This window comes from Allobosea sp. ASV33, from assembly GCF_016428755.1.
GTDB lineage: Bacteria > Pseudomonadota > Alphaproteobacteria > Rhizobiales > Beijerinckiaceae > Allobosea.
This window is the reverse complement of record NZ_JAELTI010000154.1, coordinates 1-8,157: the sequence shown is the minus strand read 5'-3', so window position 1 is coordinate 8,157 and position 8,157 is coordinate 1. Positions and strand designations below refer to the sequence as shown.

At 68.9% G+C, this 8,157-nt stretch carries 10 protein-coding genes; 4 read left to right on the top strand and 6 right to left on the bottom strand.

What is annotated here, in order from left to right:
- From fliK to mog, 4 genes are all read left to right on the top strand, one after another.
- A partial coding sequence (gene fliK, locus JHD80_RS26065) for a flagellar hook-length control protein FliK (protein WP_199093331.1) occupies positions 1–930 on the top strand: 930 nt, incomplete at its 5' end.
- Positions 927–1,220 (top strand): EscU/YscU/HrcU family type III secretion system export apparatus switch protein, encoded by a 294-nt coding sequence (locus JHD80_RS26060; protein WP_199093329.1) that lies wholly within the window; start codon positions 927–929, stop codon positions 1,218–1,220. The genes fliK and JHD80_RS26060, both read left to right, overlap by 4 nt.
- Positions 1,217–2,377: a GNAT family N-acetyltransferase gene (locus tag JHD80_RS26055; RefSeq protein ID WP_199093327.1), complete on the top strand. Its 1,161-nt coding sequence runs from the start codon at positions 1,217–1,219 to the stop codon at positions 2,375–2,377. Before JHD80_RS26060 ends, JHD80_RS26055 begins: the two co-directional genes overlap by 4 nt.
- Before the next feature lie 74 nt (positions 2,378–2,451).
- Positions 2,452–2,985, top strand: coding sequence for a molybdopterin adenylyltransferase (gene mog / locus JHD80_RS26050; protein ID WP_199093325.1), 534 nt, complete (start codon positions 2,452–2,454; stop codon positions 2,983–2,985).
- A gap of 163 nt (positions 2,986–3,148) precedes the next feature.
- On the opposite strand, the gene JHD80_RS26045 is transcribed toward mog, so the two are convergent.
- The 6 genes from JHD80_RS26045 to JHD80_RS26020 all read right to left on the bottom strand — a co-directional run.
- Entirely contained in the window at positions 3,149–3,718 is a 570-nt protein-coding gene (locus tag JHD80_RS26045; protein ID WP_199093323.1) for a glutathione peroxidase, read from the bottom strand.
- A gap of 122 nt (positions 3,719–3,840) precedes the next feature.
- The gene (locus JHD80_RS26040) at positions 3,841–4,227 is read right to left on the bottom strand and encodes a response regulator (protein ID WP_047578914.1); all 387 of its coding nucleotides are present in this window, start codon (positions 4,225–4,227) and stop codon (positions 3,841–3,843) included.
- Between the two features lie 10 nt (positions 4,228–4,237).
- On the bottom strand, positions 4,238–5,344 hold the full coding sequence (gene cheB, locus JHD80_RS26035) for a chemotaxis-specific protein-glutamate methyltransferase CheB (RefSeq protein WP_199093321.1): 1,107 nt from the start codon (positions 5,342–5,344) through the stop codon (positions 4,238–4,240).
- Positions 5,344–5,937, bottom strand: coding sequence for a chemoreceptor glutamine deamidase CheD (locus JHD80_RS26030; protein ID WP_199093319.1), 594 nt, complete (start codon positions 5,935–5,937; stop codon positions 5,344–5,346). Before JHD80_RS26030 ends, cheB begins: the two co-directional genes overlap by 1 nt.
- Complete coding sequence (locus tag JHD80_RS26025) at positions 5,934–6,812, bottom strand: CheR family methyltransferase (protein ID WP_248311786.1); 879 nt, start codon at positions 6,810–6,812, stop codon at positions 5,934–5,936. Before JHD80_RS26025 ends, JHD80_RS26030 begins: the two co-directional genes overlap by 4 nt.
- Positions 6,813–6,815: 3 nt before the next feature.
- On the bottom strand, positions 6,816–8,157 hold a 1,342-nt coding region (locus JHD80_RS26020; protein ID WP_199093318.1), incomplete at its 5' end, for a methyl-accepting chemotaxis protein.

Genomic DNA, 8,157 nt, shown 5'->3' with positions numbered 1-8,157 from the left:
GCCCCGCTCTTCGCCAATCTGCGCGCCCTGGCGCAGGGAACGATCTCGCTCGCCCTGCCCAGGACCCTGTCGCCCGCGGTCCAGCAGGTCCTGGCCCAGGCCGTGCCGGCCGAGCGGCAGGCCCCGACCGCCGCCAGGCTCAAGGAAGCTTTCCAAGCCTCCGGCCTCTTCCTCGAAGCGCGGCAGGCTGCGGGGCTGCCCATGCCCAGGCAGGGCGATCTCAAGGCCGGCCTGCAGGCGCTGCGCGAGACCTTGCTGCCGATCGTCGACTCCCTCTCGCCCGATCCGAAGGCGAGCCGCGGGGATCACGGCGGCGCTCCCTCGGGAGACCAGCAGGCCGATCCCGCTCCCGATCCGTCCGCCCGCATTGCTCCGCCGCGGCGGGACGGCCCGCTCGCGCCGCAGGCGGCCACCGAGCCCTCGCTGGCACCGGGCGAAAAGCCGCTCGCCATCGCCGAGACTTTGCTCGACCAGACCGATGCCGCGCTCGACCGGATCAAGCTGACGCAATACGCCTCGCTGCCGCTGGAGCCCGCCCGGCAGGACGGCACGCAGCCGGCGCAGCGCTGGCTCGCCGAGATTCCGCTCGCCTTCCAGCAGGGCATCTCGATGCTGCCCCTCCAGGTCGAACGCGATCCGCCGCGCCGCGATGCGCAGGGCGTGAGCCCGCCGGTCTGGCGCATCCGCTTCGCGCTCGATGTCGAGCCGATGGGACCGCTCCAGGGCGTCGTCACCTTGCAGGGCCGCGATGTCGGCGTCTCGATCTGGGCAGAGCGCGAGGAGACCAGCCAGCTCCTGCGCGGCGCGGCACCCGGCCTCGAAGGCGCTCTGCTCGATGCGGATTTCGCCAGCGGCGCCATCGACATCCAGACCGGCCAACCGCGCGTCATGCAGCCGACAGCCGGCCAGTTTCTGGACCGCCTGTCATGAGCGCGCCGCAGCCGCCCCGGATCGCCGTCGCACTGGAATATGACGGGCACGGCGCGCCGCGCGTCACCGCCAAGGGCCGCGGCGAATTGGCCGAACGCATCGTCGAGACAGCCAGAGAGCATGACGTCGCCGTCGAGCAGAACGCGATCCTCGCGCAGGCGCTTTCGGCGGTAGAGCTCGACGACCAGATCCCGGAGGAGCTCTACCGGGCCACGGCGCAGGTCATCGCCTTCGTCCTCTCCCTGCGCGGCGAATGGCGCCGGCCGAACCGGGACGGCCATCGCTCTTGAGCACGATCGTCGTCAGGCGCCTCGGCCCCACCGCATACGCGGAGCTGGGGCCGGTTTTCGCGGAGCTCGCGCGCCACGCGCTCGAGCCCAATCCGCATATGGCCCCGGCCGCAGTCTCGGCAGCGACAGTGCTCGTGCCGGAGGAGGAGATCGTCGTCCTCTGCGCCTGGCTCAGCGAGGCACTCGATTTCGAGCAGCTTGTCGGAATCTGGGCGTTCCGGCGCGTGAACGGCTGGCGCAGCGGCTTCGCGGGCGCCCTCGCGGCCCCGCTTGTGCCGCTCTACGAAGTCTCCTCGCTGCCGGTGCTCGACCGCGATCATGCGGCTGAAGCGGCAAGGGCCCTGATGCGCTATCTGCTCGCCTCGCGCGACCTGCCGCATCGTTTGCTGCTGCCGCTGCTCCCGCTCGACGGGCCCTGCTACGCGGCGCTGGCCGAAGCCTGCCGCCAGACCGGCAGCGCGATCTCGACCTATGAGCGCTGGGTCCGCCCGGTGATGATCCCGCGTCCGGAGGACAATTTCGAAGCCTATCTGCGCCGCGCACTCGGCTCTTCCTACAAGAAGCGCATGCAGCAGTTCCGGGCGGTGGCCAAGCAAGGCACCCTCACCTTCCGGCGCAATCGCGGCCGCGGCGCACTGGAGGCGCTCGATTCCTTCCTCACGCTGGAAGCCGCCGGCTGGAAGGGCGAGGAAGGCACCGCCATTGCCTGCCTGCCCGCCGACACCGCCTATTTCCGCCGCCTGGCGGAACTTTGTGCCAACGATGACACGCTGCTGATCGACACGCTGCTGCATGACGGGCGCGCCATTGCCATGGGCCTGCTGGTCGAGAGCGGCAACCGCCGGCATTTCCTCAAGATCGCCTATGACGAAACGCAAGGACGCCATTCGCCCGGACGGACCCTGGCGATCGCCATGCTGCAAGCCGATTTCAACGGCACACCGCCCTCCTTCTTCGACAGCGGCGCCGGCGAGGGCGTCGATGCCGGCACCTATGTCTGGGGCGAGCGCCGCGAAATGGCCAATGCGATCATCCGCGTCGGCCCGGGCCGCGCCGGGCTGGCGCAGATCGCCGCCTTCAGCCGGATGTGGCTCCGGCGCCTGCGGGACGCGCGGCGAGCCCGATCCCGCAAGACAGCACCTCCGGGAAAGCTCTGAGCCGGTCTCGCCAACGCGCTTGACCGGGTTTCGTCCCCACGGATAGAGCCGGAACGCTTCGCAGGAGAGAGCCGATGACCGCGACCGCCCGGATTGGAATCGTCACGGTCTCCGACCGCGCCTCGGCCGGCGTCTATGCCGATGAAGGCGGGCCGGCCATCGACGCCTATTTCCGGAAGGTCCTGACCTCGCCCTGGGAAGCCGTCGCACGCGTCATCCCCGATGATCGCGCTACGATTGCGCAGACCCTGCGCGATCTCGCCGACACGGAGGGCTGCTGCCTGATCGTCACCACCGGCGGCACCGGCCCGGCCCCGCGCGACGTCACGCCGGAGGCAACCGAGGACGTCGTCGAGAAGCCGATGCCCGGTTTCGGCGAATTGATGCGGCAGGTCAGCCTCGCCAAGGTGCCGACCGCAATCCTCTCGCGCCAGACGGCCGGCATCCGCGGCAAGTCGCTGATCGTCAACCTGCCCGGCCGCCCCCGGGCCATTGCCGAGTGCCTGGATGCAGTGATGCCTGCGATCCCCTATTGCATCGACCTGATCGAAGGACCGTGGCTGGAGACCGATCCGGCGGTGATTGCGGCGTTCCGGCCGAAGAAGTGAAAAAGCTCCCGTCAGAGTAAGAGACGCGGGTCGTCCCGGGCGACCGCAGGGAGACCCGGGATCCATGCCGGAGCGCTCCCGATTGAGGTTCTGGCATGGATCCCGGATCTTCGCTTCGCTCCGTCCGGGATGACCCGCGTTTTGACGCGAAGGCGAAGAGAGCTCAGCCCGCCGCCAATTCCCGCCCGATCGCCTGCACGAGCTGCGGCGAGAGCGGATCGGTAGCAGCCGAAAAGCCGCCGAGCAGCGCGCCGTCGCGGCCGATCAGGTATTTGTGGAAGTTCCAGCGCGGCGTGTCGGCTGGCTTCTCCGCAGCGGCCCAGCGGTAGAACGGATGCGCCTCCGGCCCGCGCACCACGGTCTTCTCGGCGAAGGTGTAGGTCGCACCATAGCTCTGCCGTGCAGCCTCGGCGATGGCCGCGCCGTCGAGCGGCTCCTGCCCGCCGAAATCGTTGCTCGGCACCGCGACGAGCATCAGCCCGCGCGTCTGATAGCGCTGCCAGAGCTGCTCCAGCGTCGCCATCTGCCCGGCATAGCCGCAGCGCGTCGCCGTGTTGACGACCAGGATCGGCCGGCCAAGGTAGTCGGCTAGCGGAATGCGACGTCCGTCCGGCTTGTCGAAGCCGAAGGCATGGGCGCCCGTCAGAGCCTGCGCCGCGGCTGGGCGCGAAGCGAAGCCGGCGGAGGCTGCTCCGGCGATCCCGACGACGATCTGGCGGCGCGTGGGCGACATGGCTTCTCTCCGGTTCGACGGCCGAACGACGGCATCATGCCGGAAAGCAGAAAGCCCCGCAGCCGGCCGGCGCGGGGCTTCGCTTCACGATGGCGAGACCGGCAAGCCTCGGCTGGCAGAACTCAGCAGGCGAGGACCTTCTTCACCCGCACTTCGAGGTCGCGCAGCTCGTAGGGCTTCACGACGTAATGGTCGGCGCCGTTGCTGGTCGCCTCGTCCATCTTGTCGACCGAGCGCTCCGAGGTCGCCATGATGATCTTGATCTGGTTCAGTTCCGGCACCGAGCGGATGGCGCGCAGCAGGTCGATGCCGCTCATGCCGTCCATGTTCCAGTCGAGCAGCAGCAGGTCGTAGCGCTTGGTCTGCATCTTCATCAGGGCCTCGCGGGCGTTCTCCGCCTCGTCGATGTCCTGGAACTCGATCTGCTTGAGGAAATAGGTCGCCAGGCCGCGCATGCTCTTCTGGTCGTCGACCACCAGGATGCGGTATTCGCTTCTGGCCTTTGACATAACAATCTCCTTACGCGGTGCGCAGGTTCGGCCTCTCGCCGATCAGCTGGCTGACCGCGGTACCAATCTGGGTCAATGGAACGACCCTCTCGGTCGCTCCCAACTCGTAGGCCGCTTTCGGCATCCCGTTTACCACGCAAGTTTCCCCGCTTTGGATTAACGTCTCGGCGCCGGCTTTGCGCATGGCTAACAAACCGTCAGCGCCGTCGCGCCCCATGCCGGTAAGCAGGATACCGACGGCATGGGCGCCGACGCTGCGGGCCACGGAATGGAACATCACGTCGACGGAAGGCGAATGGCCGCTGACCAATGGCCCCTCGCGCAGCACGCAGACGAACTCGCCGCGGCGCTCCTCGATCTCGAGATGGCGCGGGCCGCCGGGCGCCACCACCGCCATGCCGGGCCGCAGCCTGTCTCCGTCATTCGCCTCGTGCACGTCGAGCCCGGTCGCGGTCGCGAGCCGCGCCGCGAACTTCGCCGTGTAGCCCGGCGGCATATGCTGCACGACGACGATCGGCAGCCTGAGATGGGCGAGATCGCGCATCACCGTCTGCACGGCCGGCACGCCGCCGGTCGAGGCGCCGATGGCGATCAGCGAGGTCTTGCCGCTGCGCGCCGGCTCCCGCGACAGCGCGGCCGGACGGGCCGGTGCGGCGGCGGCCATCTGCGTCATCTGCCGGGCGGCGGAGATCATCTTGCGGCTGGCCGCGGCGCGCTGCAGCGCCGCGACGAGATGCTTCATGAAGCCGTCGAGCGTATGGGTCGTGCCGTCGGGCTTCTCGATGAAGTCGATCGCGCCCAGTTCCAGCGCCTGGATGGTGTTGTCCGCGCCCGGCCCGCCGAAGGCCGAGACGATCAGCACCGGCAGCGGGTCCTGCTTGAGCACGCGCGCCAGCAGCTTCAGGCCGTGCCGGCCCGGCAATTCGAGATCGAGCGTCACGACATCGGGCCTGAGCTCCTGGATGGCGTCCCAGCCCTCCTCGGCGCTGCCGGCGATGCCGATCACCTCGAAGCCCGGCGCAGAGTTGATGATCTGCGTCATCAGCTTCTGCATCAGCACGGAATCGTCGACGACGAGAACCTTGACCGGAGCGGCGGAAGACGTCGCGACAACCATCACCAGACCTCCACTTCACCAGCCACCGGCTGCGTCTTGAGCCGGTTGAGATAGGCGATTTCCTGCTCGTGGCCGCTGTCGCGCGCCGTGGGCTGGACATGCTGCACCCAGGCCCGTCCCGTCGAGGGCTGGTAATGGATGCGCCGCGAGCGCGTGCCGCCGACATCCCGCGAGACCACCGGAATACCCTCAACCTTCAGGAACTCGTTGACGAAGGCGATGTTGCCGTCGCCGATCGCCAGCATCGTCGCGCCGGAGAGCACGCGCGCCCCGCCGAAGACCTTCGCCTCGAAATTGCTCCTCTTGGCGCCGCGCTTCAACAGGTCGTTGATGAGGACTTCCATGGCGGTGTCGCCATAGCGCTCGCCGGCGCTCGCATCCGAGCCGCCATTGTTCTTCGGCAGCAGGAAATGGTTGAGGCCGCCGACGCCGGCGATGGGGTCGCGCATGCAGACCGAGACGCAGGAGCCGAGCACGGTCGCGACGATCTCGTCCTTGGCGGAGGTGATCTCGTGCTCGCCCGGCGCGACGGTGATGATCGTCGCCTGGAAGCGCGGATCGAAATAGCGGCGGGAGGACCGGGAAACGCTCATGCAGTCCTCTCGTAGATGGTGCGGCCGATCAGGCGCAGGTTCGGATGCGGTTGCGGCAGCGATTCCGAATGCCCAAGATAGAGGAAGCCGCCCGGCGCCAGCAGCGCAACGAAACGATCGAGGATCGAGGCCTTGGTCTGCGTGTCGAAATAGATGAAGACGTTGCGGCAGAAGATCACGTCGAACGGGCCGCTCATCGGCCATTTCTCGATCAGGTTCAGGCGCTTGAAGGCGATCATCCGGCGCAGCTCCTCGCTGATCCGGGCCTCGCCCCGTCCCGCCCCGCCTTCGAGCTTGAGCATCGGCTTCACGTCGGCGGGCAGGCGCTCGAACAGCTCGGCCGGATAGATGCCGGCCTCGGCCCGCGTCAGGATATCGGTGTCGATATCGGTCGCAAGGATCTTGAAATCGAGATCGCTGCGCGGCCCCACCACGTCCCGGCAGGATGCAGCGATCGAATAGGGCTCCTCGCCGGACGAGCAGGCCGCCGACCAGATACGGATGCGCCCGCGCCGGCCGGAGCGCTCCTGCAGCAGGCGCGGCATCACGTCCTTGCGCAGATGGTCGAAATGGTGGCGCTCACGGAAGAAGGCGGTGTGGTTGGTCGTCACCGCGTTGATCAGTTCGGGCAACTCGCCCGCCGCCTGCGGCGTCTTCAGGAACGCGCAGTATTCCGCGACCGAGCTCATGCCGAGCGCCTTGACGCGCCGCGCCAGGCGTCCGCGCGTCATCGCTTCCTTGTGCTCGCGGATGACGATGCCGGCCTGCTCATAGACCAGCGTCGCGATGAACTTCATGTCGTCGCGCGTCAGCGTGACGTCGGCCATGGCGGGCTGGTTGAGGGCGAAGGGATTGGAGGGGGCGGGTCTGTTCATCTCTCAAATCCCCATGCGGCCACCGGCAGCGACACGGCGCGGCTGTGGCTGCGGCATCGCCCGCGGCTGCGGAGCGGCCTGCGCCATGCTGCGCCGCTGCGACGGTGCGCCATTGGCGCCGGCATGGCCGGCGTTGAATGTTTCGACATAGGCGTGCAGCGCCGCCGCCTGATCGGCGAGCGAAGCCGCCGCCTCCGCGCCGCGCGCGGCAAGATCGGCGTTCTGCCTGACGCCCTTGTCCATCTTCGCGACGCTGCGGCCCATCTCGCCGGCGCCCTGCGCCTGCTCGGCTGTGGCGGCGGAAATATCCGAGACGGTCGCCGAGACCTTGTCCGCCGCCGCGACGATGCGCTCCAGCGCCTTCCCGGTCTCGCGGACGAAGCCGACGCCCTCGGCGACCTGCCCGTTGGACGAGGCGATCAATCCCTTGATGTCCTTGGCCGCCTGTGCCGAGCGCTGCGCCAGCGAACGCACCTCGGAGGCGACCACGGCGAAACCCTTGCCGGCATCGCCTGCGCGCGCCGCCTCGACGGCGGCATTGAGCGCGAGCAGATTGGTCTGGAAGGCGATTTCGTCGATCACGCCGACGATCTCGGAAATCTTCAGCGACGAGCTTTCGATGCGTTCGATCGCGGAGACGGCGCGGGTCACCACGCCCTGTCCCAGCTTCGCGACGCTCATCGTCTCGCCGGCGATGTCGCCGGCCTCGCGGGTGCGCAGGCTGCTGCGCCCGACCGAAGCCTTGACCTGCTCGGCCGCGGCCGAAGCCTCGCCGAGATCGGCAGCCGCCTGTCCGGCGCCGGCCGCGAGCTCCGTGGTCGCGGCATCGACCTCAGCGGCGGCCTGCGAAACCCGGCCCGCGCTGTCGCGGACGGTCGCCAGCATCGCGCCGACATGACCGAGCGCCTCGTTGAGGCTGTCCTGAAGGAAGCCCAGGCTGCCCTGGCTGGTCACCGGGATGGGCCGGTTGAAATCGCCCTCGGTCACCCCCGCGACGGCATGGGCCATCTGGTCGAACGTGCCTTCGAGCGCGGCGTTGATCCGGTTAAGCCCCTTGACCGCGTGGCCGAGCGGCAGCGGCTGCCCTTCCGACGACAGGCGGCGGGAAAAGTCGCCGGCCTCTGCCGCCTCGACCAGCGCCACGATCTCGGCCGCGAGCTTGAGGTCCCCGGTCATCTCGCGCCATTCCACGGCCGTGCCGAGGCTGCGGCCGTCACCGCGCACCATGGCGGTCAGGGTCAGGCAGATGGTCCGGCGGCCGAGCGTCAGCCGCACCGGCTGGCCGCCGAGCGGCTGGTGCTCGCCCTGGACGCGCTCCATGACGCGGCCGAGCATGTCCTTGGCC

Coding starts and splice junctions, on each gene's coding strand:
- JHD80_RS26045 (WP_199093323.1), bottom strand. CDS start 3,718: ATGTCGCCCACGCGCCGCCAGATCGTCGTCGGGATCGCCGGAGCAGCC.
- cheB (WP_199093321.1), bottom strand. CDS start 5,344: ATGGTTGTCGCGACGTCTTCCGCCGCTCCGGTCAAGGTTCTCGTCGTC.
- JHD80_RS26025 (WP_248311786.1), bottom strand. CDS start 6,812: ATGAACAGACCCGCCCCCTCCAATCCCTTCGCCCTCAACCAGCCCGCC.
- mog (WP_199093325.1), top strand. CDS start 2,452: ATGACCGCGACCGCCCGGATTGGAATCGTCACGGTCTCCGACCGCGCC.
- JHD80_RS26040 (WP_047578914.1), bottom strand. CDS start 4,227: ATGTCAAAGGCCAGAAGCGAATACCGCATCCTGGTGGTCGACGACCAG.
- JHD80_RS26030 (WP_199093319.1), bottom strand. CDS start 5,937: ATGAGCGTTTCCCGGTCCTCCCGCCGCTATTTCGATCCGCGCTTCCAG.
- JHD80_RS26060 (WP_199093329.1), top strand. CDS start 927: ATGAGCGCGCCGCAGCCGCCCCGGATCGCCGTCGCACTGGAATATGAC.